Origin of the sequence: Shewanella sp. N2AIL (assembly GCF_022690845.1) — a bacterium.
GTDB lineage: Bacteria > Pseudomonadota > Gammaproteobacteria > Enterobacterales > Shewanellaceae > Shewanella > Shewanella baltica.
In genome coordinates this window covers 232,185-256,542 of record NZ_JALBYT010000001.1, presented here as the reverse complement: position 1 = coordinate 256,542, position 24,358 = coordinate 232,185, and the positions used below count along the sequence as shown (strand labels likewise).

Annotated in this window: 17 protein-coding genes; 11 read left to right on the top strand and 6 right to left on the bottom strand. The window is 47.5% G+C overall.

What is annotated here, in order from left to right:
- The first annotated feature begins 3 nt into the window (after positions 1–3).
- The 7 genes from MO387_RS01210 (at position 4) to MO387_RS01180 (ending at position 11,816) form a co-directional block, all read left to right on the top strand.
- Positions 4–5,895, top strand: coding sequence for a beta-ketoacyl synthase N-terminal-like domain-containing protein (locus tag MO387_RS01210; protein ID WP_199908813.1), 5,892 nt, complete (start codon positions 4–6; stop codon positions 5,893–5,895).
- A 119-nt stretch (positions 5,896–6,014) separates the two neighbouring features.
- The gene (gene pfaD, locus MO387_RS01205; RefSeq protein WP_107946942.1) at positions 6,015–7,661 is read left to right on the top strand and encodes an eicosapentaenoate synthase subunit PfaD; all 1,647 of its coding nucleotides are present in this window, start codon (positions 6,015–6,017) and stop codon (positions 7,659–7,661) included.
- A 600-nt stretch (positions 7,662–8,261) separates the two neighbouring features.
- The gene (locus MO387_RS01200; RefSeq protein ID WP_107946941.1) at positions 8,262–8,576 is read left to right on the top strand and encodes a DUF6572 domain-containing protein; all 315 of its coding nucleotides are present in this window, start codon (positions 8,262–8,264) and stop codon (positions 8,574–8,576) included.
- Positions 8,577–8,743: 167 nt separating this feature from the next.
- The gene (locus tag MO387_RS01195) at positions 8,744–9,172 is read left to right on the top strand and encodes a helix-turn-helix transcriptional regulator (protein ID WP_107946940.1); all 429 of its coding nucleotides are present in this window, start codon (positions 8,744–8,746) and stop codon (positions 9,170–9,172) included.
- A gap of 390 nt (positions 9,173–9,562) precedes the next feature.
- On the top strand, positions 9,563–9,739 hold the full coding sequence (locus MO387_RS01190; protein ID WP_011846326.1) for a DUF1328 domain-containing protein: 177 nt from the start codon (positions 9,563–9,565) through the stop codon (positions 9,737–9,739).
- 23 nt (positions 9,740–9,762) lie between these two features.
- A complete protein-coding gene (locus tag MO387_RS01185) occupies positions 9,763–9,957 on the top strand; it encodes a hypothetical protein (RefSeq protein ID WP_006085205.1) in 195 nt (64 codons plus the stop codon).
- A gap of 167 nt (positions 9,958–10,124) precedes the next feature.
- Positions 10,125–11,816, top strand: a complete 1,692-nt coding sequence (locus tag MO387_RS01180; RefSeq protein ID WP_107946939.1) for a diacylglycerol kinase family protein — start codon at positions 10,125–10,127, stop codon at positions 11,814–11,816.
- On the opposite strand, the gene MO387_RS01175 is transcribed toward MO387_RS01180, so the two are convergent.
- Together MO387_RS01175 and MO387_RS01170 are read right to left on the bottom strand one after the other, a co-directional pair.
- Positions 11,770–12,474: a DUF4937 domain-containing protein gene (locus MO387_RS01175; protein WP_107946938.1), complete on the bottom strand. Its 705-nt coding sequence runs from the start codon at positions 12,472–12,474 to the stop codon at positions 11,770–11,772. The two genes, MO387_RS01180 and MO387_RS01175, sit on opposite strands and share 47 nt — an antisense overlap.
- A 189-nt stretch (positions 12,475–12,663) precedes the next feature.
- On the bottom strand, positions 12,664–14,034 hold the full coding sequence (locus MO387_RS01170) for a sigma-54 dependent transcriptional regulator (RefSeq protein WP_107946937.1): 1,371 nt from the start codon (positions 14,032–14,034) through the stop codon (positions 12,664–12,666).
- Between the two features lie 248 nt (positions 14,035–14,282).
- Between MO387_RS01170 and MO387_RS01165 the strand changes: the two genes are divergently transcribed.
- Positions 14,283–14,738: a glutamyl-tRNA reductase gene (locus tag MO387_RS01165; RefSeq protein WP_107946936.1), complete on the top strand. Its 456-nt coding sequence runs from the start codon at positions 14,283–14,285 to the stop codon at positions 14,736–14,738.
- Positions 14,739–15,068: 330 nt separating this feature from the next.
- Positions 15,069–15,623, top strand: a complete 555-nt coding sequence (locus MO387_RS01160) for a BON domain-containing protein (protein ID WP_006085200.1) — start codon at positions 15,069–15,071, stop codon at positions 15,621–15,623.
- A gap of 346 nt (positions 15,624–15,969) precedes the next feature.
- On the opposite strand, the gene MO387_RS01155 is transcribed toward MO387_RS01160, so the two are convergent.
- The 3 genes from MO387_RS01155 to MO387_RS01145 all read right to left on the bottom strand — a co-directional run bounded on the left by MO387_RS01155 (position 15,970) and on the right by MO387_RS01145 (position 18,674).
- Positions 15,970–16,392, bottom strand: coding sequence for a DUF3224 domain-containing protein (locus tag MO387_RS01155; protein WP_006080939.1), 423 nt, complete (start codon positions 16,390–16,392; stop codon positions 15,970–15,972).
- Positions 16,393–16,546: 154 nt separating this feature from the next.
- Complete coding sequence (locus MO387_RS01150) at positions 16,547–17,332, bottom strand: hypothetical protein (RefSeq protein ID WP_107946935.1); 786 nt, start codon at positions 17,330–17,332, stop codon at positions 16,547–16,549.
- Between the two features lie 214 nt (positions 17,333–17,546).
- The gene (locus tag MO387_RS01145; RefSeq protein ID WP_107402291.1) at positions 17,547–18,674 is read right to left on the bottom strand and encodes a polysaccharide deacetylase family protein; all 1,128 of its coding nucleotides are present in this window, start codon (positions 18,672–18,674) and stop codon (positions 17,547–17,549) included.
- Positions 18,675–19,017: 343 nt separating this feature from the next.
- Here MO387_RS01145 and MO387_RS01140 point away from each other — a divergent pair, with 343 nt between their 5' ends.
- Positions 19,018–21,654, top strand: a complete 2,637-nt coding sequence (locus MO387_RS01140; protein WP_107946934.1) for a TonB-dependent receptor — start codon at positions 19,018–19,020, stop codon at positions 21,652–21,654.
- 67 nt (positions 21,655–21,721) lie between these two features.
- Entirely contained in the window at positions 21,722–23,248 is a 1,527-nt protein-coding gene (locus MO387_RS01135; RefSeq protein ID WP_107946933.1) for a tryptophan halogenase family protein, read from the top strand.
- A 9-nt stretch (positions 23,249–23,257) separates the two neighbouring features.
- Here the strand turns inward: MO387_RS01135 and MO387_RS01130 are convergent, their stop codons facing one another.
- Positions 23,258–24,232 carry an AraC family transcriptional regulator gene (locus MO387_RS01130; protein WP_107946932.1) on the bottom strand — a complete coding sequence of 325 codons (975 nt, stop codon included), beginning with the start codon at positions 24,230–24,232 and terminating at the stop codon, positions 23,258–23,260.
- Positions 24,233–24,358 lie beyond the last annotated feature (126 nt).

Here is a 24,358-nt window from a genome sequence, read left to right as displayed (position 1 = left end):
GCGATTGATAAAACTACCGTGCCTACCATTGCGTCAAACAGCGCATCAAAAAGTGCGTCAAAAATTGCGATTGTCGGTCTCGCGACTCAATATCCTGACGCCGATAATCCCCAAACCTTTTGGCAAAATCTGTTGGATAAAAAAGACTCACGCACCCAAATCAGCCGCGAAAAGCTCAATGCCAATCCCGCCGATTACCAAGGTGTGCAGGGTCAGTCTGACCGTTTTTACTGTGATAAAGGCGGCTACATCCAACACTTCCAGTTTGATGCCAAAGGTTATCAACTGCCAGAGTCCGCCTTTGACGGTTTAGATGAAAGCTTTTTATGGGCACTCGATTGCAGTCGCAAAGCCCTTCAAGACGCAGGGATTACCCCAAGCGATGCCGTACTGGCGCGCACAGGTATCGTGATGGGAACCTTGTCGTTCCCGACCGCCCGCTCCAACGAACTGTTTTTGCCTCTGTATCATCAAACCGTTGAAAAGGCGCTGCAAAACAAACTTAACCAAAGTGCTTTTCAACTGGCTGATTTTAACCAAGCTCACGCTGGAGAAGCGTTAAACGTCGAGCAAGTATTAAACGTCGCCAATGGCGCCGTTGCACACACAGCCTCAAAGCTGGTCAGCGATGCACTCGGTTTAGGTGGTACTCAGTTAAGTCTGGACGCCGCCTGCGCCAGCTCGGTTTATGCACTTAAACTCGCCTGCGATTACCTGACCACAGGCAAGGCCGATATGATGCTTGCGGGCGCAGTATCGGGCGCTGATCCCTTCTTTATCAACATGGGATTCTCGATTTTTCACGCCTATCCAGATCACGGTATTTCAGCGCCCTTTGATAGCAACAGCAAAGGCTTATTCGCCGGAGAAGGCGCTGGGGTGTTAGTCTTAAAACGCTTAGAAGATGCCGAACGCGATGGTGACAACATCTATGCCGTCGTCTGCGGCATTGGATTGTCGAACGACGGTAAAGGCCAGTTTGTATTAAGCCCCAACAGCAAGGGCCAAGTGCAAGCCTTCGAGCGCGCCTATAGCGCGGCAAACACTCAGCCTGCCAATATCGAAGTGATTGAATGCCATGCCACCGGCACACCGCTCGGTGATAAGGTCGAGCTCGCCTCGATGGAGCGCTTCTTCGAGGACAAACTCGCGGGCTCTTCAGTGCCGCTGATCGGTTCAGCAAAATCCAACTTAGGCCATTTACTCACCGCCGCAGGAATGCCGGGGATCATGAAGATGATTTTTGCCATGCGCTCGGGCCGACTGCCGCCAAGTATTAATTTATCAGCGCCGATATCTTCGCCTAAGGGCTTATTTAGCGCTAAAAATCTGCCAACAGAATTACATGCTTGGCCAGATAAAGCCGGCAATGACCGCCGCCACGCGGGTGTTTCTGTGTTTGGTTTTGGCGGCTGTAACGCGCATTTGTTGCTGGAATCCTATGCTGCCAATACAAACAAAAAGAGTGAACAAGCCGCAGTAAGTTACCAGCATACGCCATTAAATATCATTGGTTTAGCATCGCACTTTGGGCCTTTATCCTCTATTAATGCACTGGATAACACGATTCAAGCTCGGCAACATGCCTTTATCCCGCTGCCCGCTAAACGCTGGAAAGGCTTAGACAAACATCCTGATATTCTGGCCAACTTTGGTTTAACCGGAACTGGCCTCGCAGCCGCACCACAGGGCGCGTATATTGACCAGTTCGATTTTGACTTCCTGCGCTTTAAAGTGCCGCCTAATGAGGATGATCGCCTGATCTCCCAGCAACTGCTGTTGATCAAAGTGGCCGATGAAGCGATTCGTGATGCCAACTTAAAGCCCGGCGGCAAGGTGGCTGTATTAGTGGCGATGGAAACCGAACTGGAATTACATCAGTTCCGTGGCCGCGTAAATCTACACACACAACTGGCCGACAGCCTTAAAACACAAGGAATAACACTCACACAAGCTGAGTATCTCGCCCTTGAAAAAATCGCCATGGACAGTGTGCTCGATGCCGCCAAACTGAACCAATACACCAGTTTTATTGGCAATATCATGGCGTCACGCATCGCATCCCTTTGGGACTTTAACGGCCCTGCCTTTACCATTTCGGCGGCGGAGCAATCGGTCGCCCGCTGTATCGATGTAGCCGAAAATCTGTTGTCCCAAGAGTCCTTAGATGCCGTAGTGATCGCCGCCGTCGATTTAAGTGGCAGTCTAGAGCAAGTGATCCTCAAAAACGCCGTATCGCCAGTGGCATTTAATGCCACTGACACTGGTTGGAAAGTCGGTGAAGGTGCAGGCGCATTAGTGCTAACTGCTGAAAATTCAAATACTAATGCTCTACTTAATGATGCCAATAGCAACAGCTATGGTCACATCAGCGGCCAAGTGTTTGGTGCTATGTGTGACATGCAAGGTCACAGCAACACAGCGCGCATCTGCGATGACTTGTTAACCCAAGCCAAGGTGAATAGCAGCCAAATTAGTTTGATTGAAACCAGTATTGCAGTTGAGCAACTTGCCGATCCAAAGCTGGTACTCAATACGCTGCTGCCGAGTGTGAACCAGCGCAGCCAAGCCGCTGATACCATTGGCCACAACTTTGCCGCTGCGGGCATGGCGAGTATTTTGAGCGCCCTGCTTCAGCTTAAAAATCATGGGCAATTAAAAAACCAAGCACAGCCACAAGCTAATCAAGTGCAGCACGCGCTCGTTGCCACGTTTAGCCAAGGTAAATGCTCGCAGTTATTGCTCAGTCAAAGTGCCACGCAAGCACACAGTTTGCAGCAAAGGCTTGAACAAGACTTAACGCTTTCGGAGCAAAAACACTTAATAAAACAAGTGACACTTGGTGGCCGCGATATCTATCAGCATATCCTAGATACGCCGCTCGCGGACATCGATGCAATACAGCAAAAAGCCCAAGCCATCACTGCATTGCCAAAGCGCAGCCAGCGCAAGCATTTGGCCCAAATAGCGAGCAAAGACACTCGTGGCTTTGCAACAAGCAGCCCAACCACGGCTCTACAAAAAGAGACATTAAGCAGCATGCCAATTAATGCCCTAAGCACGCCCAATAACAACGCCGCTCAAGCAGAGCTAAAAGACGCTGCATTTATACGTAATCAGCAACTCGCCCGTGAAGCTCATTTAGCCTTTTTACAAAGCCGTGAGCAAGGCCTGAAACTGGCCGATGCCTTGATGAAAGCCCAGCTTGCCAGCGAGTTAGCCGTCAATGACCAAGCTGCGCCAGTACAACAGCAAGCCATTGTTCAGGCATCTGCAACAACGGTTCTTCCACATCCTGTGCTTTATCCAAACCATGCAAAAGTGCCTCAGTACACGCCGCCAACACCGATAAGCAAGCCTTGTATTTGGGATTATGCGGATTTAGTCGAGTACGCCGAAGGTGATATCGCTAACGTCTTTGGCCAAGATTACGCCATTATCGACAGCTACTCGCGTCGTGTACGCCTGCCAACCACAGACTATTTGCTGGTATCTCGGGTGACGAAATTAAACGCCCAGATGAACCAATATCAGCCTTGCACTATGACCACAGAATACGACATTCCTGTGGACGCGCCGTATTTGGTCGATGGTCAAATTCCGTGGGCCGTGGCCGTTGAATCGGGTCAATGCGACTTAATGCTGATCAGCTACTTAGGTATCGACTTTGAAAACAAGGGCGAGCGCGTTTATCGTCTGCTCGATTGCACCCTGACCTTCCTTGGCGACTTACCGCGCGGTGGCGACACTCTGCGCTACGATATTTCCATCAATCACTTTGCCCGCAATGGCGATACCTTGTTGTTCTTCTTCTCCTACGAATGTTTCGTGGGCGACAAGCTGATCCTGAAAATGGATGGCGGCTGTGCCGGTTTCTTCACCGACAAGGAACTTGCCGACGGCAAAGGCGTTATTAACACCGAAGCCGAAATCAAGGCGCGCAACCTCGCCTTGAACAATCCGAATAAGCCGCGCTTTAATCCGTTACTGAACTGCGCGCAAAACCAATTTGATTACAGCCAAATCCATAAACTGCTCGGCGCCGATATCGGTGGCTGTTTTGGCGGCGCACACGCGGCGCATCAAGCCCAATATGGTTTGCAGCCCTCTTTATGTTTTGCATCCGAAAAATTCCTGATGATTGAACAGGTCAGCAATCTTGAGGTGCATGGCGGTGCGTGGGGCTTAGGTTCAGTCCAAGGCCATAAGCAGCTCGAAGCCGATCATTGGTATTTCCCGTGTCATTTCAAGGGCGACCAAGTGATGGCGGGGTCGTTAATGGCCGAAGGCTGTGGTCAATTACTGCAATTCTTTATGCTGCATATTGGAATGCACGCCAGTACAGAAGAAGGGGGTGTCAAAAATGGTCGTTTCCAACCGCTCGAAAACGCATCACAAAAAGTGCGCTGTCGCGGTCAAGTGTTGCCGCAATCTGGCCTGCTCACCTACCGTATGGAAATCACCGAAATCGGCATGAATCCGCGCCCGTATGCTAAGGCGAATATCGATATTCTGCTTAATGGCAAAGTGGTGGTGGATTTCCAAAACCTTGGAGTGATGATCAAAGAAGAAGCCGAATGCACTCGCTACATTGCGGATAGCGATACTAATACTTCACTGATTACAACCACAGCCGCCGCGCCTTTGATGGCCCAGCTGCCAGATTTAACTGCGCTAACCAATAAAGGCGTAGTGCCGCTTAAGCATGTACCTGCGCCGATTGCGCCAGCGGATTCAAAGTACGCAAACCGCGTGCCCGACACCCTGCCGTTCACGCCGTATCACATGTTCGAATTTGCCACGGGCGATATCGAAAACTGCTTCGGCCCCGATTTCAGCATCTATCGCGGCCTTATTCCACCGCGCACGCCTTGCGGTGATTTACAGCTCACGACTCGCGTCATTGCGATTGACGGCAAACGCGGCGAGCTGAAAAAGCCTTCTTCGTGTATCGCCGAATACGAAGTGCCAGCAAACGCTTGGTATTACGATAAAAACAGCCATCACGCTGTGATGCCCTATTCTGTGCTAATGGAAATATCACTGCAGCCAAACGGCTTTATCTCAGGCTATATGGGCACCACCTTGGGCTTCCCCGGCCAAGAGCTGTTTTTCCGTAACTTAGACGGTAGCGGTAAGTTGCTGCGCCACGTGGATTTACGCGGCAAAACAATCGTAAACGACTCACGTTTGTTATCGACTGTGATTGCCGGCAGCAACATCATCCAGAATTTCAGCTTCGAGTTAAGCTGCGATGGCGAGCCTTTCTACCAAGGTAAAGCGGTATTTGGTTACTTCAAGGGCGATGCGCTCAAAAACCAACTCGGCATAGACAACGGCAAGATCACTCAGCCTTGGCATGTGCAAAATGGTATAGCCGCCGATAGCCAAATCAATCTGTTAGATAAACAGCATCGCAGCTTTAACGCACCAGAAGGTCAGCCGCATTACCGTTTAGCGGGCGGTCAGCTTAACTTTATCGACAAGGCTGAAATCGTAACAGCCGGCGGTAAAGCGGGCCTTGGCTATTTATACGCCGAGCGCACCATTGACCCGAGTGATTGGTTCTTCCAATTCCACTTCCATCAAGATCCGGTAATGCCAGGCTCATTAGGGGTTGAAGCCATTATCGAGCTGATGCAAACCTATGCGATTGACCAAGACCTTGGTGCGGGCTTTAAGAGTCCAAAATTCGGCCAGATATTATCGGATATCAAATGGAAGTATCGCGGCCAAATTAACCCATTAAACAAGCAGATGTCGCTGGATGTGCACATTACCAGCGTGACAGACGACAATGGCAAACGCATCATTATGGGCGATGCCAACTTGAGTAAAGATGGTCTGCGGATTTATGAAGTCAAAGATATCGCCATCTGTATTGAAGAAGCTTAATGCGGTAAATTCTATTTATTGAATCACTTAAAAATAATCCTGCCGCTGCGTTGGCTTTTTACACCCGAACTTTTTACTCAAGTAATAGCAACGCAGCAGCATTAAAAACGAGACCCAAGATGACTAGCCATACTCTAGATCAATTCAATAGTAATAACGAAAAACTCAGCCCTTGGCCGTGGCAAGTCAACGATGCAGAGCTGAGCTTTGATATCGACTCATTAGGCAAAAAACTCAAAGATTTAAGCCAAGCCTGCTACTTAGTGAATCACAGCGAAAAAGGCTTAGGCATAGCGCAAACGGCCGAAGTGACCACCAGTGACAGCCAAGCGCCATTGGGCTCACACCCTGTCAGCGCCTTTGCCCCTGCCCTTGGCACCCAAAGTTTAGGCGACAGTAATTTTCGCCGCGTCCACGGCGTCAAATACGCTTACTACGCCGGCGCTATGGCTAACGGTATTGCCTCGGAAGAACTGGTTATCGCCCTTGGCCAAGCGGGTATTTTATGCTCATTTGGCGCGGCGGGGTTAATTCCATCGCGCGTTGAAGCGGCCATTACTCGCATTCAAGCGGCGCTGCCCAATGGCCCTTACGCTTTTAACTTAATTCACAGCCCAAGCGAGCCCGCATTAGAGCGCGGCAGCGTTGAGCTGTTTTTAAAACATAAAGTGCGCACAGTCGAAGCCTCGGCATTTTTAGGTTTAACGCCGCAGATCGTCTATTACCGCGCCGCAGGTTTGAGCCGCGACGAACATGGCGAGATAGTCATTGGCAACAAAGTCATCGCTAAAATCAGCCGCACCGAAGTCGCGACTAAGTTTATGGAGCCGGCGCCTGCCAAAATCCTCCAGCAATTAGTGAGTGATGGTCTTATTAGCCAAGACCAAATGGCGATGGCGCAACTTGTGCCAATGGCGGATGACATCACGGCCGAAGCCGATTCTGGCGGCCATACCGACAATCGTCCATTGGTCACGCTATTGCCGACGATTTTGGCGCTCAAAGATGAAATCCAAGCTAAGTATCAATATAAAACGCCAATCCGTGTTGGCGCAGGCGGCGGCGTCGGCACACCCGATGCAGCATTAGCCACCTTCAACATGGGCGCGGCATTCATCGTCACAGGTTCAATCAACCAAGCCTGCGTCGAAGCGGGCGCCAGCGAACACACCCGTAAGTTACTCGCCACCACCGAAATGGCCGATGTGACTATGGCGCCTGCCGCCGATATGTTCGAAATGGGCGTGAAATTACAAGTGGTAAAGCGTGGCACCCTGTTCCCGATGCGCGCCAATAAGCTTTATGAAATCTACACCCGTTACGATTCGATTGATACCATCCCTGAGGACGAGCGTAAAAAGCTCGAAGAGCAAGTGTTCCGCTCATCACTCGATGACATTTGGGCTGGCACTGTAGCCCACTTTAACGAGCGCGATCCTAAGCAAATCGAGCGTGCACTGGATAACCCGAAACGTAAGATGGCACTTATTTTCCGCTGGTATTTGGGTCTGTCTAGCCGCTGGTCAAACACAGGTGAAGTTGGCCGCGAAATGGATTACCAAATCTGGGCAGGCCCAGCGCTCGGTGCATTTAATGCGTGGGCGAAAGGCAGTTATTTAGATGACTATAAGGCCCGTAATGCGGTGGATTTAGCCAAACATTTAATGGTGGGCGCAGCGTATCAATCCCGCATTAACTTGCTGTTATCCCAAGGCGCGAGCATTCCGGTCACACTACTACGCTGGAAACCGCTGAATCGTTTTTAAGCACTACGGGACAACAGATACATCAAGTAGGGATTCAACTCCCTACTTGATGCAATCTTTTTCACTACCTCGTTAAATCGAAGCCGCCTACCTTATTGCCAATCTAATCCCTTGAGTTATTGACTCTGTTTGTGCCAATGCCGCTAAGCACTGGCGCTCCAGTGGCACGCCGTAAACCCATCCTTGGGGGCTCAACGGAAAAGTCCCTTTTTCCGATGGCCACTGCCGCGATAGTGCTCGCCTGCAACCAATCGAATACATGCTGCGTAATTTATGAATGGGTTGCGAGGCAAACTTTGATAGGACATATCCCCTCCCCAAAACTCTACATACACCACATGATTTGTGAATAAGGCTTTTTATCATTCAAAAGTATCGTTTTGTGCATTATTTCAAATAATACTTTTAATCAAGTCTTAATATTCAATATCTTATGAAAAATGCGCCAAACAAAATACGTAGAAATAATACAGATGCATACTTTCTACCCAGAATGATATTTGCTATCGTCTAAACCTCATTATAAATCATTAAGTTGCGAGTCACCTCGCCAAGTGATTGAAGGTAAGATTATGCGTATTATATAAGTGTAAAATATCTATGAGCATAGAAGATCAAGGTTCAGTTGACGCCATTGGAATAGATCAAGAAGGTGTCGTGGTGCTAACCATCTCAGATCATTTGGAATGGGATGACGGGCATCTATTTCTACTTCAGGAGAAAATTAATACCTACTTGGCTTTCTTGGAGTCTGGTGAAGTATTTGAAACCTATCCAGATTCAAAAGGTAGAGAGTTTAAAATTAATATTCTATGCAAGTATGAGCCTACTGCTTCTGCAATGTGGTTCATATCACAATGCACAGATATCATTAATCAAGCGGGGGTTCGGTTTGGTTATGAGGTGAACACTTAACAAGGCCTAGCAGCATTGCGTCTTTCAAACTTAACATTTGCTCGCTGTTGGCGGCGTTAAACAACTTGGCGGGCCACTGTCGTAACTTTGACGTAAGGTTGTCATAACTAAAATCAAGAGTTTCGGATGATGATTAGCCTCTAGCAATCATTATTAGGAACTAGAAAATGGAACAGATGATAAACAAAGACTTAGTTAAGAAGCTTCGAAACGAACGTTCTTGGTCACAAGATCAACTTGCCACAATCTCAGGACTGAGCATTCGTACTATCCAGAGAATAGAAAGCGAAGGCACAAGTTCTTTAGAATCAAAAAGAGCGTTAGCGGCAGCTTTTGATATTAACGTAAGCAATCTAGATATTAATACCACCGCAGCTGGCACTTTGGCATCCATTCATCGTGGTCGTAAATTTGGGTTAGCGGGTGCCACCCTGGGTCTTTTAAGCGCCTATATTGGAATATCTATATCTTTTGCCTCAGGGCATATTACGTCGGGTGAAGCAGGAATATATTATGGAGGTCTTGGTGCGTTCTATGGTATTTGCTGTGCCGTCATTGCCGTACTTTCTAACAGATATCATACAAATGCTGCTTAATAGGACGCTGTGAAGCTGCAGCCTCTGCTGCTGGCGGTGATAGTTAATGCGCAAGTGCTGACCTTACCGCAAAGTATTGCCTCTTTCTCAGCCTAGCTATCGACGTCTTCATCTAAGCCGATACTCAAATGGTATCGGCTTTTTTATGCTGTGCTCCTCTATTTTCTGACTGAAACTCTTACCGAAGCTTAGGTAAAAATTGCCTGTACTACGTTTAGTACATTCGCGTCCACTTAAAACCAATCAATTAAATTTCATTTAAAATCAATAAACTAATTAAAATATGCAAAGTTGGCATTATGTTCGCAATCTAGAAATAACCATTAGCCGTTACCTTACAAATGACACAAACGGTCATGCGAAGGATTAAGACAAGGGCAGGAGGTTCATATGTTAGGTTGGACATTAGTATTTCTGGTTGTTGCTGTTATTGCAGGCCTATTAGGATTTACTGGGATAGCTGGCGCAGCGGCGGGCATAGCGAAAATCATTTTCTTAATCTTTATTGTGTTATTAGTGATTTCCCTGCTGGTTAATGCCTTTAGAGGCAAGTCACCGCGACTTTAATTTTTTTAGAAAAGGAGATGTATATGAAACCATTTACTCTGATGACAAGCGCTTCACTGGCATTATTACTCGCCCTCGGTTTAACCGCTTGTAGCGATAACAAAGCCGAAGACGCGGGCGAAAAAATTGATGAAGTGATGACAGATACAGGTAATGCCATCGAAGATGCCTGTGAAGAAGTCAAAGAAGGTGTTAAAGCTAAAGATACTAAGTGCTAAGCAAACCTCACTTTAGGGTGGCAATAGACTCGTCTACTGCCACCCTTTTGAGTTAGCACCTGATTTAAACTTAAGTTAGAACCTAGTTTCAACGACGCGATTCACCGATGCAGTCAGCCGTTTAACATGCAGCGGTAAAATCAAATGAACAGCATTGGAGGGCGCGTATGCTAAGCAAAATCCACATCAAATATTTCTACTTAGCAGGTGCCGTACTGCTAGCCTATTTTGCGGTAACGGGCACGTCTCCCCTGCTCACCTTTATTTGGGCTTGGACAAGCCTGTCGCTATTTTTAGTCGGTTCAGCCTACTGGTTTAATCTCGCCAGCATTTTTAGAAAGCGCCAAGATGGCACTATCCCTTGGTATATTCGCTGGGGCTTTATTCCGTTTTTATTGGGCTGTCGGCTGTATAATCATTGGGCCAGAAAACGCGACTCTGTGCCGTCGATGCAAAAGATAGATGAGCAGTTGTATCTCGGCTGCCGATTATTTTCTGCGGATCTGCAGAAAATCAAAGCCAATAAGATTACCGCCATTCTTGATGTGACCGCCGAGTTTGATGGCTTAGATTGGTCGCAGTTTGAAGATCATATCGAGTATTTGAACATTCCCATCCTCGACCATAGCGTGCCGACCAGTGCCCAGCTCAATCAAGCCGTTAACTGGTTGCATCGCCAAGTGCGCGCCAATAAACAGGTGCTGATCCACTGTGCTATGGGGCGCGGCCGCTCAGTGCTGGTACTCGCCGCCTATTTAGTCTGTAAAGATAAACAGCGCAACTTCGCAGAAGTACTGCAACAAATAAAGCAAGTTCGCAAAACCGCGGGCTTAAACAAATGGCAATTACGCGCCCTTGAACACATGCTCAAGCAAGGCAAAATCAACATCCATAAAGTGGCGTGGATTATCGCTAACCCTGTCTCTGGCGGCGGCAAATGGCAACAATATGGCGAGCAAATCCAAGACGAACTAAAAGCCTATTTTGACCTAACGTTAAAACTCACTACCGAAAATATCACCGCAAATACCTTCGCCAAAAAAGCCCGCAATAGCGGCGCAGATATCATTATTGCCTGTGGTGGCGATGGCACAGTGACAGAGGTAGCATCGGAAATAGTGAACACTGATATCGCCTTAGGGATCATTCCGTTAGGCACGACTAACGCCCTCAGCCACGCGCTATTTGGTTTAGGCAGTAAGCTCATTCCTGTCTCTCAGGCGCTGGACAATATTATCCAAGGGCATTACCAAGCCATTGATACAGCTCGTTGTAATGAACAATTAGTCTTGTTACTTGTGGGGATTGGCTTTGAACAGCAGATGATTGAATCGGCCAACCGTGAACGTAAAAATGCCCTCGGCCAGTTTGCCTACCTCGATGGTTTATGGCGCGCCGTCAATGCCGATGTCACTTTAACCATACAGCTCAGCTTAGATGATGCCGAGCCCACAACATTAACCACCCATAGCCTCATCGTTGCCAATGCAGCACCGTTTACCAGCGTATTAGCGCAAGGCGATGGCGAGCCAAACATGACAGATGGCCTGCTCGATATTACCTGGCTAGATTCGGGGGATGAACCTAAGGAGCAGCTCCTTAGCCTGGCCGAATTAGCCATTGCTGGATGGGTAAAAGAAGGTAATAAAGACACACATTCAAAGCGACCTAGCGCGCCTTCTACCGCGACCAAAGTCCACCACGCCCATGCGAAAAAAGTGAGCATTAGCAGTCAGCCCAAATGTAAATATGTGATTGATGGTGAAATCTTTGAACCCGCTGATCTCACCATTGAAGTTCACCCCGCATCCCTTAAGGTATTTGTGCCTTATCAGGAAATAACTGAAGAGGATGGGTGATACATCTTGCTGGCACGCTTGAGTCATTACTAGGAACGACTTCCCATAAGCATTCTTCCTGCACTAAACAACCCGACATATTTTCAATAAAGCTTTCAGGTAACACTTGCTTTTTAAGGGCTGGCAGAACGGTTTTTACGTAATTGTCATAATCTAGGTTCGACGCCCAGCGCGTCATAACGATGAAGTAGTCACTCTGTTTTAGACTGCGGGCGACACAACCGCCAAGCATGCCCTCTGCTTGTCCAAGATGGGCGTTCCAAATCGTTCGTTGATCACTTAAAAAACGTTCGACATCTTGCACTACTCGGCAATAAGCCAACCGAATGACATTGTCACTTTGATCTGCAGGATGATGAGTTAGCGAAGGGATACTCAGTATATTTTCAAAATAATGGACATCACACTGTTTATAAGTTGTTTGCTGACCACTTTTGGAGAACAGCTCGTCGTGAACTGACCCCATGAAAGCCGTAACATCCTCGAGTGACTGCCATACGCCCACAATAATCGCCTGCCTTTCGAGTTGACTCCAACCACCGAACTGGCCTCTAAAAACTATGCGGTTGCTCAACGCTTTCCATATCTGTTGGCTTTGAGAAAAATCTTGCTCTTGTTCATTTTCAACCTGACAAGTAATCAACTTTACTATCGTCAAATCTCGCTCCTAACGCTGCAAATAGTGACCTAGCGTAGTGAAATCCAATTCCAAAGAGCCGATGCCACTTGGCTTAAACCTCCTTGCTAGCAACCACATCAACGGTACGCTTAAGATGGCTAAAGCCGCAGGATAAAGCTCAATGAGATATTAAATTCACTCACATCTACGGCTTTTGAGCGCAAAAAACTATTCCACCGTCGATTCACCCGCTTCGACTTGCTGCTCGTACTTGCTGAGCTTGTTGTAGAGGGTTTTTACGCTGATCCCCAGTTGCTCGGCGGTATCGGTTTTATTGCCTTGAGTGGTTTCTAATGCTTGATAAATGGCGATTTTTTCTAAGTCATCTAAACGCATGCCCTGCGGGATAACGACTTGGTCATCGCAAGATGTCCCCATTTCACTTGCCTGTGGCAACTGTAAATGACTGGGTAAAATCTCTTGATCTGCCAAAATATAGGCTCGCTCAATGGCATGTTTTAATTCACGCACATTCCCTGGCCAAGGATATGCCGCAATCATCTGCGCACTGTCTTCAGCGAGGCTTTTATTCTGCTTTTCGGCCACATTACGATAGGCAAGAAAATGCTGCGCTAGCCCGAGAATATCATCGCCACGTTCCCTTAATGGCGGAACGCGGATAGGGAACTGGGCCAAACGGAAATACAAATCTTCGCGAAATTGCCCAGCCTCAATCGCCACTATGGGATCACGATTAGTTGCCGCCACAATCCGCACATTGGCATGCTGCACTTTGGCACCGCCAACGGGACGATATTCGCTATTTTCAAGCACTCTGAGTAACTTCACTTGATGCTCAATCGGCATTTCGGTGACTTCATCAAGAAATAAGGTTCCACCTTCTGCCTGATCAAATACGCCTTTGTGATCGCGATTCGCACCAGTGAAAGCGCCTTTGACATGACCAAACAGCTCACTATCGACCAACTCAGGGCTTAATGCACCGCAGTTAATTGCAATAAAAGGCTCGTTCAATCTCGGGCTGGCAAGATGTATGGTATTGGCAACGAGCTCTTTCCCTGCGCCACTCTCACCAATAATCAGCACATTACTGTCGGTCGCAGAAACGCGACGTATCGTACGATACAGCTTGTGCATAGCTGCAGAGGAACCGACAAGCAAACCATATTGGTCTAGCTCGCTGGAAAAAGGCCGAGGCCGGATTGGTGATGACACTAGATACTGGGCAAAATCGGCGAAGATGTCACTGATCAACGTCATATCGTAGGGTTTACGAAAATGATAACAGGCAAAATTCGACATTAACTGATCAAGATTGGGGTTCGGCTGACCATCGGAGAGAAAAATAAACTCGATATTAGACAAGGCCGTATTGTCCAGCAGCCCAAGATAATCCTCACGGCTAAGGCTGGACAGCTCAATGATGGCAACATCAATGTGGTTCGCCTCAAGCTGCTCTATCCAAGGTAAATCATCGACACTGCGTAGCTTATTAAAGTCGGCTGCGCCGGCGAGTTCAATGATAGCTTGCTCGGCGTTTACATCCTGCAGGTGATAAAAAAGTGTCAATCGAGCCATGCTATCCCACTCCCTGTGTATGAAGGGCTACTGTATGTCAGTCGTGAAATTTTAACAACAGCAACGGTAATAGTTGCCGATATTCTAAGAGGATGGCGCAAGTAACCGAGAATATCAGCCTAAAAATCAGCCTGTTAACATACCATTAAAAATGAGAACAAAATATGCATGGTAGCTGAACGAAACGCAATTAGTTAAGCCAAACCGTTAAACAGGACTGTGCCGAACACTGGCATTTGGAGGCATTCATGAAGTCTAATGTTGTGCAACATCAGACTGATATCCGCGCCGATATCAGTTTGATTGATGAAATAATAAAGCTCAATCAAGAAGGGCTAACATTCTACAATCAGGCAATGACGTACGTCGAAGACTATAACCTTAAGCGTATTTTTTCGACCAAAGCGAATATCCACCAACGAATGTTGACGCGTTTTGAACAGCTGCGCCCTCTAACTGGTGAGCCTATTCATGGTCTAAGTCATGCAATACCAGTGACTTATACTCAAGTGACCAAATTGCTGCAACAATGCCATATGGCACAAGCGATGGCCGCACTTGTCGCCATTGAACAACAAGTGTTAATCCAGATGAAACAAGCAGTAAGGCAAGCACATCAGCCACAGCTTGCCAATCAGCTTGCAGAAGGCGCAGCTTGGCTGCAAATCAGTTGCGATGGTATGAGTTCGCTCAATTCTGGTTAATCCTTTGCACTTGTTACATCAGTTTGTATCAGTGCGCATCAGTATGAGCCTCTTTACCTGGCAATATCCAGCTTTAACGCACCGCGCAACTCCACACACTATTTCGCACACACTTTACCGCACACAGTCGTGCGGTTTTTTATGCTTTAAAGATGACTCGGCTTGCCAGAAAAAATTACATTTTGTCGGTAAAAAAGACCGACTTAAACAAAAGACTCCTTCTGTCAAAATATCAAAAACAGCACATAAAAGCTTTAAAATCAACACTTTAACCATATTGGCACGATTCACGCATTATCTAACATCGAGAAAATAACGGAGGATATGATTATGAAAACCACAACAGCATCAGTACTAGCGACCTTACTTGTCGGTTCAATCAGTTTAAATGTCGCAGCGGCTCAAGATTGGAAGGACGGGGCTAAGGATGCGTGGATCGATGGTAAAGCTGAAACCACTTTACTGCTCAACACTAACCTCAATTCCTTTGACATTATAACGGATGTTAAAGACGGAAACGTGACGTTAACGGGTAAAGTGGAAAGCAGTGTCGATAAAGCTCTTGCCACTGAACTGATCAAAAGTTTAGACGGCGTAAAAGATGTCGATAACCAACTCACTGTAATGAATGAGAAAGAAGGCACCAGTGAAGTTGTCGCGACTTTGACCGATTCTAAGGTTGCCACAGTCGTCAAAACCCGTTTACTGTTTTCAACCGATGTTTCCGGCACCCAGATTAATGTGGATGTCGCTAATGGTATCGTCACCTTAAAAGGTGAAGTTGCTAGCGATGCCGAACGTCAGTTAGCGCTGAAAATTGCCGAGAATACCGACGATGTGAAAAAAGTTGTCGATAAAATCAAAGTCGTTAAAAAAGCCTCTTAACGCTAGCTAAAGCTGCACTTTCTGAAATTAGCTTTCAAAAGTAGCGCTTTAACAGTCAGAGTTAAGTACCAGGCGTTAATCTTGCCTCAACTTTTGAACTCGATTGATAAGAAAAAGTAATAACAAAAAACCAGCCTAGGCTGGTTTTTTTATGTCCATTATTTCACTCAATCAAGCAAGGTCTTCTAGGCCACGTAGATAAGACTAGGTTTGAGAAAACGAAATCAAGGTAGGAAAATTGAACGACATCAGGCTAATGCTGGAAGCGATAACACCTTAAGCAATAGTGCCTGAAACTATATTTTCAGAAACAATCATGCCTAAAACAATCATGCCTGAAGTCGCGTTAAAATGCTGGCTCAGCGCTGGCTTCAAAGCCAAACTGGAACTCATAAAAATGCTGACCATTTTCAATACTGATGGCCATAGTGCCCGTTAATCCCTGCAACTCGCCCGCGCCGGAATGGGGAACCACTTCTAAGATCAAACGGTTTTGTCCATCGGTCATAATGCCAAAATGTTGCAGCACGAAACTCCCCTGCTTACCACACACCTTGCCAACCACTTGCTCAATCGCCACATAGCCAGCCGAGCCTTTGACTGACGTCATTGCACTGAGCATTTCCCCTTGGCTACGGCCCTCAAGCTCGCCATAAAAGGTTTTATCTAAACCCATACGCCCAAGCGTCACACCGCCCACACCCGTAGCATAGGTGCTATCTGGAGTGAGCTTAACATCAAATTTCCCAGTGATTTTGCTAACTTGCATGACACTCTCCTTGTCAAAACATTATGCCAAGTCTATCTACCCGAGAATGCTTGCCGCTGCGGCAAGCATCACACACGGAACGAAAAATAACTTAGCACAAGCCTGCACAGATCCATAATGCATTTACTCCCGACCCGTTGCGCACGACTACTCACTACTGAGTTATGTTAGTGATGCCAGTTTCGCTGACTGTCACCTCTAAGGTTTTGACGATTTCAGGGCTTTCAGACATAGGTTGATCAGGCGCTCTATCGCGATAAGTCACGGCAATTTTGAATGGGGCTTCGAAGGGATAAACAGGTTCAATATTGTCCACCTCAATGCGATCGCCCAGCATGACGCTGCCTAAATGCTTCAAGTTATTGTGTTCAAAATCGAGGCTAAACAAGCCAAGATACCAAAATGCCCCCGAACCTTGAGTCGTCACAATAAACGGTGCCACAAAGGGCATAGTCTGCATTTTAGGATCATCTTGAATTGGCGCGTTACTCTGGGTATCGGGCTCTAAAGCGGGATCGAAATTTAACGGCGTAATGCGCAAATAATCCAGTAATACTCGGCCTTTTACCTCGCCATCTTGATAATCGCCCATCGCAAATTCCGTTTGCTTGATCTTAATAAAATGGGTCAAGGCAACCGATTTATCGCCCTCTGGTAAGGTAATTTCAAACTGGTTAGCGGTATTTAAGCTAAAGAGTTTAAGCATCACTTCCGACGCATTCGCCACCGGCTTAACCTCAAGCGGTGTCACCACTTCAACCTCATTGGCCTGTGCCTGCGTTTTTTCCTGCGCCATGGCCTCGTCGTATTGCATGACCTTACCATCTTCCATCACCATATAAATATCATCATTGGTCATGTTGAAACGGTAAATACCGGCGGCGAGTATGGCTAATATCACTAAGGTGCCCGCTAAGGTTAACTTTACAAACGTACTCATTTTCTCTCCCCAATCGCGCGCTTTGTGCGCTGCTTTTCTAACACTGATCAACTTCAAATCAATGTTGGAGCAGTATTACAGATACTGAGTTAAAGCGGAGTGGGTAAAGTGTAAAAAAGTGACGCTATTTTGAGTTTTGTCAGGCTAAGTTCAGCAACATACCCTTTACTCGGCAAACATAATGGGCCGAGTAAATACTCAGCCCAAGACTTAGCTACTTCTCGTTTTTCCACAAGGCTGGGGTTTGGTTCGGTTGCCAATTACTTTGGGAGAAATGGGCTTGCACTAAGGAATAGATTTTATCTTGATACGAGACAAAATCAGGCTGCTGATAATCATGCTGATCCTGCCAAGCGGGGGCATAGTTATCTAGCGTGTCGAAACGGTATCCTTGGCGCTGCGCCTCTTCCACAAAGCGTTTAATTTTAGGCAAGTTGATGGTCGCACCTTGACCACGGTGGGCATTTTCAAACAGGAAGTCGTGGGTCAAGATCACCACTTTACCGTCGTGCAAACCATCGCTACAGTCTAAGTTCTGCGTGCGACTGTTAAGAGGGTTCATTGTGGTGCCAGCACAGGTGTTGATCACTTGATTGATTTTATCCACCAGCTCAACCCCATCGGCCATAGATTCAGCGGGAAAAGCCACGCCCCAATCCTCTGGCCCCCAATCAAAGTCCCAACCAAATATCTTATAGTCACTCTCGGCGAGCATGTTTTGAATTTGCACCGCAACTTGCGAACTGTTGGTAGAGGTTTCAGCAGTACAAGCAAAAGCAGGGTCCCAAGGCGGCACAGTATCAGAGGTGGCACACAAGCCGTCGCCTTTGAGTTTACTGCTCACTCGCCAGCCATTGGTATAGGGCAAACGCGCCAACTTAGTCATCTTGTTGTTGGGATAACTGGCGGCATTAGGAATAAGTTCAACCACTTTGGCGGTATTCGTCACAAAGTAGGTAAAGTCGGTAGCCGCATCTTGATAGGATTTAACTGGCCAGAGACCCACTTGATTGCAATAAACTGCCCCCGATTGCACACCATCGGTGCAGTTATGCAGCATATGATCGTAACTGTGGTTTGCCAGAATATGACCATCGTCTAGCAAACGTTGTAAGGCGACAGCCGCTAACGCTTCGTTTTCATCCCCTTCGCCATACATATGAAAAGCATTGATAAAGAACGTCGCCTTGATATTGGCGTCTTTTAAGGCGTCTAACAGTCCTAATGTCGCATCAATTGGACCATCATCAAAGGTGAGGTAAATGGTTTTATCGCTGGCGTGGGCAACACTTAAGCTCGCTAAACAAAGTCCAACTGCGGCGGCTATCGATTTCAGTTTCATGATCTCATCCTGTAGATAATGCTTAAAGCTAATGTTTAAAATTAATGAGTTAATGCCCATTGTGTCTAAACTCGTACACAGTGGCGGCACTCATTCGCTCGGCATCTCTATAGTGAGTAATCCAGCTGGCGTTAGTTATACCATCCTAGCAACAAGCCATACTTTTCTACGCTAAGTCGATAAATCTCCCATCAGCATTCAAGTTGAAATCACCGCCGCCCTCGCGTTAAACACAATAGAAAAATACCAATCCTAGTGTGAAAAGTACCGCATCAACAATTCGATAACAGGTAAGTTAACTGGAGAAAAAAACAACACTAAAGCACTACAGGGACGCTATAACATGTCAGAAGGTCAACTATTTAAGAGCTCTTTGCTCGCATTGTGTATCGCTAACGCCTTATTCGGGATGAGCTCAACCGCAGTCGCGGCGGAGCAACAAGAGGCAACGGCAGAAAATATGGAGGTGATCCAAGTACGCGGCATACGTCGCTCGATTGAAGCCTCGATGAATACCAAACGTTTCGCCGACTCCACGGTCGATGCCATCACCTCGGAAGACATAGGTAAGTTTCCCGATAAAAACATCGGTGATGCGCTGCAGCGAATTTCAGGAGTCACAGTCGATAGGCAATACGGCGAAGTAAGCGGTGTCACTATTCGCGGTACAGCGCCAGAGCAGAGCCGTATTTTGCTGAACGGTCAAACCGTTGCCAGCACTTCTTGGTATGACTTGGGTCCCGCCACGCGGACCTTCAATATGGAATTGTTGTCGGCAGAGCAAGTGAGTGCGGTTGAAGTGCACAAAACCCCGACCGCGAGACTTGAAGAAGGTGCGCTGGGCGGTACTGTTGATCTCAAAACCCGCAAGCCCTTAGATCTCGATGCCCACACCTATCAAGTGGCTGGCGAGCTGAGCCAAAGCAGTCTTTACGATGAAACGGACCCCAGTGGTTCTTTCCTCGGAAGCTGGAAAAATGACGACGAAAAGTTTGGCATTTTAGGCGCCTATTCAGTAGAAAAAATTACCAGTGGCCGCCAAGTGCTGGAATCACTCAGCGGTTATTATGAATACTTCGCTGCCGATCCCGCGCAAAATCAAGAATCTACCGTAGGTGCATGGGGCATTGGCTCGCAGGCATTTAGGGCTGAACGTGAACGGACCAGTGCCCAAGTCACACTGCAATTTGCACCGACAGAAAAAACAGAATTTACCTTAGATTACTTTAATTTTGAACTCGATATCCCCCACGTAAACCACAACTTCTTAACCGTTGGCGCGCGCGGTTCAGGCTCCACCAACGTAGTGAACAATGCCCAAGGCGGCACGGCATCGGCAACGATTCTGCCAGCGTATGCGTCGATTATTTATAACCCTGTGGTGCGCCACGCGGTCAATATGAAATCTGACGTACTCAACTTGACCGGAAAATACGTCGGGGACAGTTTTACGGTGAGCGGCGTCATTGGCCAATCGACCTCAGATGGCGGCACCCAAGGCGGTTCATCTTCTTGGTGGATCCCAGCGACGGATCAAGGCGGTAAAATTGGCGACCCCGCCTTCCCTAATGGTCAAGGCAGTGTCGATGGTGGCTTTAGTTACGACGCCACCGGTCCCTACCAAGTGGTGCTGACGAGTTTAGATGCTAACGATGCCAGCCAATTCAAGCACGCCCAAGAGGCGAACTACGAAACCACAGTGCAAGATCATAAAGTGACCTACGCACAGTCCGATTTCGAATATCAACTCGACCATGATTTTATTAACAAAATTGCGGTCGGGATTAAGTACAACACCAGTGATTTCGAGCGTAATGCCTTCAACCGTAACCCCGCAGAAATCCTAGGTTTCGTGCCTAATGGCAACCTAGCCAACTGGAGCGATGGCGTGCTGTCTGGGCTACATTCCCAGAGCGGCGGCAATGTGCTCGACTCCTATGCCAAGTTAGATGAAGACAAATGGTGGGCCTTTATCAGCGAGAAATACGCCAATGGCGAGTTAGTGGAAGTCGCCGATCTCGGTAACACCTTCACTGTCGAAGAGGATATGTTGGCCCTGTACGCCCAAGCGGATTTCAGCGGCGAATTCTACCGTGGTAACTTTGGCGTGCGTTACGTTAACACTGACCAAACCTCAACCGGTTTTGCCGATGGCAAGCCCTACAATGAATCCGTCAATTACGATAATTGGCTACCGAGCATCAACGTCGCCTTCGATCTGCAAGAAGATTTAATCCTACGTGCTTCGGCCTCTTCCGTGATGGCGCGTAACAACTACAGCGACCTCAAACCTGGCTTCGCCATAGCAAAAAACTTTGGTACTGCGACCGGCGGTAATCCAAATTTGAAACCCTATAAGGCGAATCAAGCCGACCTTGGCATCGAATGGTACTTCACTGAATCTTCTATGTTGTCGGCGGCCTTGTTCTACAAAGATATTGATAACGTAGTGTTTGTCACTGAGTCGACGCAATATATCGAAGGTTGCGGCGCGTCAGAATCCGAGTGGGACAAATGCCGAGTTACAGCCCCAGCCAACGGCGGTAGCGGCTCAGTGACTGGGCTTGAAATCCAGCTGCAGCATAACTTTGAAAGCGGTTTTGGCTTCTTGACCAACTACACCTATGTTGACAGTAAAAGCACTCGCCCCGATGGCACTGAACAAATGATTGAAGGCGTATCTGAAAACTCCTTCAACGGCTCACTCTTCTACGAAGATGATCTGTTCAGCGCCCGTATCGCCTATAACTGGCGTTCAGAATACTTAGGCGTGGGTAACATTCAAAACGTGTTAAACGACAGCTATCAACAAGTCGATGCCTCGATTATTTGGCATGCGATGGAGAACTTAGACATTTCACTCGAAGGGGTAAACCTAACCAATGAAGTGGTGCAATCCTATGATGTTAAATACGGATTGACCCAAAATACCATCGAATTTGGTTCACGTTATTTCGTCGGTGCCAGCTACAAATTTTAAACTTGAGTCACACCATAGCCGGCCTTAGGGTCGGCTTTTTGCGTTGATAATGCAGTGGGGATAAGCCATGAAAGTGAAGCAAGCAATCAGAAAAATCATTATCTTAGGTGGCGGCACCGCAGGCTGGATGGCAGCGGCCGCCCTCGCGAATAACCCCGTATTTGCCGCCATTGAACTCTGTTTAGTGGAATCGGACAACATAGGCACTATCGGCGTTGGCGAAGGCTCGACGCCACACTTAAAACGCTTTATGGACAACTTAGGCATTAGCGAAAAAGATTGGATGGAACGATGCCACGCCAGCTATAAAACCGGCATCGACTTTATCAATTGGAATGGTGACGGGCAGCAATATTTCCACCCTTTCTATTTTCAAATGGATGTAAAACCCGCCGAAGTCTTTTTTATCAACGCCAATGCGAGGCGCCGAGGGCATGGCAATGCCGTTAAACCCGATGCGTTTTTCTCGAGTGGTGTATTGGCCAAGCACAATCTCAGCCCAAGGCCGAATAAAGCAATGCCCTACATCAACGAATACGGCTATCACTTCGATGCCACTGAGCTGGCCAATTACTTAAAAGATTATGCCTGCCAACGCGGCGTACGGCAGATCATTGCTGATGTGGTCGAGGTTTCAACCACCCAACACCAGCAGATTGAGACGCTGATCCTAGCAAATGGCGAACGACTGAGCGCCGACTTTTTCATCGATGCCAGCGGCTTTAGCGCTAAGTTAATTCATAAAGCCCTAGGCGTGCCCTTTCAATCCTTCGCCGAGGAGTTGCTCAACGACAGCGCCGTTACTGTACCTTTACCTGTACCTGCATTATTGGACTCCACTCAAACGCAGCAAGCCAAAGCACAGCAGGCCAAGTACCATACCCGCGCCACAGCGCTCAGTGCGGGCTGGCTATGGCAAATCCCCCTCACCCACAGGCTTGGCAATGGCTATGTTTATAGCAGTCGCCACCTCAGTGCCAATGCCGCGGCTAAGGAATTGTTGCACTGTGTAAATTTACCCGAGTCGACCCAAGTTCGGTTTCTCAAGCTGCGGGTCGGCGTCAGTGACAAGGCTTGGCACAACAATGTGCTAGCGATAGGGCTTGCACAAAGTTTTATCGAGCCACTCGAAGCCACGTCCATCATGATGACCCAATTCACCCTTGAAAGATTTATGTCGTTATTCGAGCGTTATCAATTAAATAAGCAGGCAGAAACCTTAAGTCGACAAACACTGAATCAAGCAGTAATGCAGTTAGTGCTCGGCATAAAGGATTACATTCAGGCCCATTATGTCACCAGTCAGCGCAGCGAACCTTATTGGGTGGCAGCGAGAAAAGTCGCCATTTCCCAAAGGCTGACGCAACTATTGCAAGCTTGGTATCAAGGGGAAGACTTTGATTTACTGCTTTACCAATACGATCAGCAGCTCGCCTACTTTCGCCCTTCTTGGTATGCGCTGTTAGCGGGAATGGATTACCGCGACCCCAAACTGAAGCGTCCATTTGAGCCGATTTCAGCGGACATTACGGCGCAGGCAATAGGCTATTGCCAAACCTTAGTGGAGCAGTATTTTCAGCCTAAGCATTTGTGATAGTAAGGGTTAAATCGCCCTTTGTTTACTGCTAAAGCGCTGACGAAAGCGACTCGGCGTGACGCCTTTAAATTGAATAAAGCGTCGATTGAAATTAGATAAATTATTGAAACCACACTGATCGCTGATGGTTGAAATCGGGCTCTGGTTCGAGAGTAATAACTTGCACGCCTTAGCGATCCTGAGTTGGTTGATAAACTCAGTTAAGGTTTTCTCGGTGCGTTTTTTAAAGAAGCGATGGAAATGATTGGTGCTCATGTGCGCCAACTTTGCCAAGTCCTGTGCCGACAAGGCCTGAGTGTAATTGTCATAAATATGCTCAATCACTTTATCGAGCTTTTTCACGGTAAAGTCGAGCTTACTGCCGTGGGTGAACAAGGTACTGGACAAGAGTTCTTGCTGACTATCCTGTTGTAATAACGCTAATAATTCCAATAACAAAATATAGCGTTTAAAGGGATTGGCCGTCTCCATCGCGATAAACACGCTATGCGCCTTGCGCGCCGTTTCCTCACTAAACAACACGCCCCGTTTGGCATGGGTCAACAGCGAATGCAAGGATGCTAACTCGCGCTGCTCATTCACAATTTGGTGTAGCCAGGCTGCGGGAATTTGTGCCACATACACGACTTCCTTCACTCGATTTTTCGAAGCGGATCCCTTCAAACTGGGCTCTTTCAAACCGACCGCAGTTGAAGCGCCGCCTTTCAAACAATCGTTCTTTGAAGCCTCGTCAGGTGAAATATCAAGGTTAGCCTCGGATTGCCAGCCGTGGGGCATGTCTGGGCCGATGATCACTAAATCATAATCGCCATAGCGGGCAATATGATCGCCCACATAACGCATGCCATAACTGTTGAGGGTTAAGCAGATTTCGTACTCGGGGTGATAATGCCAGTTGAGATCCATGTGGTCCCATTCATAGCGAAAGTAACGCCAAGAGCTGTTTTCATCGGGGATCACTTTTTCACACAGAGGTTTCATCCATTAAACTCCAGTTACTCATTCCTTTACCTTAGCTTCAATCAGCCCTTACAGATCAACGCCATTTACTCAAGCTAGCCGTTATTCCATCCTGTTAAATTATTCAATTACTTAGACCTTATTTTT